Annotated in this window: 2 protein-coding genes; both read right to left on the bottom strand. The window is 69.3% G+C overall.

Annotated features, from left to right (window positions below; all coding sequences use genetic code 11):
* The coding region (locus AC2VNT_RS10115; RefSeq protein WP_486946725.1) for an acyl-ACP desaturase at nt 1-658 on the bottom strand (658 nt) is incomplete at its 3' end.
* Nucleotides 659-730: 72 nt separating this feature from the next.
* Nucleotides 731-2005 carry a serine hydroxymethyltransferase gene (gene glyA, locus AC2VNT_RS10110; RefSeq protein ID WP_486946726.1) on the bottom strand — a complete coding sequence of 425 codons (1275 nt, stop codon included), beginning with the start codon at nt 2003-2005 and terminating at the stop codon, nt 731-733.
* Nucleotides 2006-2273: the final 268 nt, after the last annotated feature.

Raw genomic sequence — 2273 nt, 5'->3', positions numbered from 1 at the left:
CGGCGCGGGCGGCGATCGCGGCGACCGTCTCGTCGTGGCGCCAGTCCAAGCAGTGCGCGACGAGGTTGGCGAAGAACTCCTCGTGCCGCTCCTCGTCGGCGGCGATCTTGCCGATCAGCCCGTTGAGCGCCGGCTCGTCGGTCTGCCCGGCGAGGTTGCGGCAGAACACCGCGTGCTCCCGTTCGAAGAACGCCATGAACGCCAGCGTCTCGATCTGGCCGTAGTGGTCGGCGCGGTAGCCCTTCATCACGTGTTCGAGCCGTACCCGCTCGTTCTCGGTCGGGTCGATCTCGCGGGTGACCACCAGGTATTCCCGCAGCGCGATCGCGTGCAGATGCTCTTCGGCGGTCCACCGACCCAGCCAGCGGCCCCACTTCTCCTCCAGGATGAAGTGCTCGACGAGTTCACGGTGGTAGCCGGCCAGGCTGTCCTTGACGATCAGCAGGATCTCGCACGCATCGGTGATCGCGCGGGGCAGCGAGACGTCCGACGCCGCCCAGTCGCGGCCGCCGAGGAAGGCGAAGTTCTCCCCCTGGTCGAACGGCACGTAGTCCTGGGCGAACCACGGTTCCTGGGTATCCAGGTGCCGGATCATGTTCTCGGCAACGACCGGTTCCAGCTCCAGGATCAGTGCGTTGGCGACGGGTTTCTCAGCCATGAAAGTTACTGTAACCCGAGTTCACACTTTCCTGTCAACTCGGGTGGCCCTCGGGTGGCACGCGTCTCACCGTCAGACCAGTTTCCAGACCTCCAGGCCGTCGTAGAGCGGGAAGTCCTGGGCCAGCCGGGCCACCCGGGCCCGCAGCGCCGGCACGTCGGCGGCCGAGCCGGCCGCCAGCGCGGCGGCGACGACGTCGGCGACCTCGGTGAACTCGACGTCACCGAAGCCGCGGGCGGCCAGCGCCGGGGTGCCGATCCGTAGCCCCGAGGTGACCATCGGCGGCCGCGGGTCGTTCGGCACCGCGTTGCGGTTGACGGTGATGCCGACCTCGTGCAGCAGATCCTCGGCCATCTGCCCGTCCAGCGGCGAGTTCCGCAGGTCGACCAGGACCAGGTGCACGTCGGTGCCGCCGGAGACCACCGACACCCCGGCCTGGGCGACGTCGGCGGCCAGCAACCGCTCGGCGATGATCCGCGCTCCGGAGAGCACCCGTTGCTGGCGCTCGGCGAACTCCGGCGTCCCAGCGATCTTGAGCGCGACGGCCTTGGCGGCGATCACGTGCATCAGCGGCCCGCCCTGCTGTCCGGGGAAGACCGCCGAGTTGATCTGCTTGGCGTACTCCTTCTTGCCGACGATCAGCCCGGAGCGCGGGCCGCCCAGCGTTTTGTGCACGGTGGTGGAGACCACCTGGGCATGCGGCACCGGGGACGGGTGCAGGCCGGCGGCCACCAGCCCGGCGAAGTGCGCCATGTCCACCCACAACTTCGCGTCCACCTCGTCGGCGATGGAACGGAACGCCGCGAAGTCGAGAATCCGTGGGTAGGCCGACCAGCCGGCGATGATCACCTTCGGCCTGAATTCCAGCGCCTGCGCACGCACCGCGTCCATGTCGATCCGGTGGGTGACCGGGTCGACGCCGTAGAAGGCGTTCTCGTAGAGCTTGCCGGAGAAGTTCAGCCGCATGCCGTGGGTGAGATGACCGCCGTTGGCCAGGTCCAGGCCGAGCAGCCGCTCGCCGGGCTCCATCAGCGCCTGCAGCACCGCGGCATTGGCCTGGGCGCCGGAGTGCGGCTGGACGTTGGCGAACTCGGCGTCGAACAGCTCCTTGGCGCGGTCGCGGGCGATGTTCTCCACCACGTCGACGTGCTCGCAGCCGCCGTAGTAGCGCCGGCCGGGCAGTCCCTCGGCGTACTTGTTGGTCAACACGCTGCCCTGGGCCTGCAGCACCGCCCGGGGCACGAAGTTCTCCGAGGCGATCATCTCCAGCGTGTCGCGCTGGCGTCCCAACTCCTTGCCGAGCAGCTCGGCGATGTCGGGGTCGACCTCGGCCAGCGGGGTCGACATGGTGGAGGCGGGACGGGTATGCGGTACGGCGGTCACGCCCACCAGTCTGGCACGAGGTTCCGAGCCCAGAACACCGAGCTTCCCGCTACTGTGTGACGCAGTGTTCCGCCGGCACCGGTCACCGCCGGTGCCGGACCGTTCGGACGAAGGGATCGTGATGCGGGCAGTCATGCGGGCAGTGATCGGCCTGGCCGGAACCGCGGCGGGGCTGGCAACGATCGTGCTGGCGGCGCCGGCCTCGGCGGACCAGCCGCCGTACCCGGACATC

This window comes from Mycobacterium sp. TH-M15 (assembly GCF_057473705.1).
Note: the sequence above shows the minus strand (reverse complement) of the source record. Positions and strands in the feature narration are given on the sequence as shown.

What these genes read in the sequence shown, in the direction of transcription:
- glyA (WP_486946726.1), bottom strand. Translation starts at nt 2,005, where the DNA reads ATGTCGACCCCGCTGGCCGAGGTCGACCCCGACATCGCCGAGCTGCTC.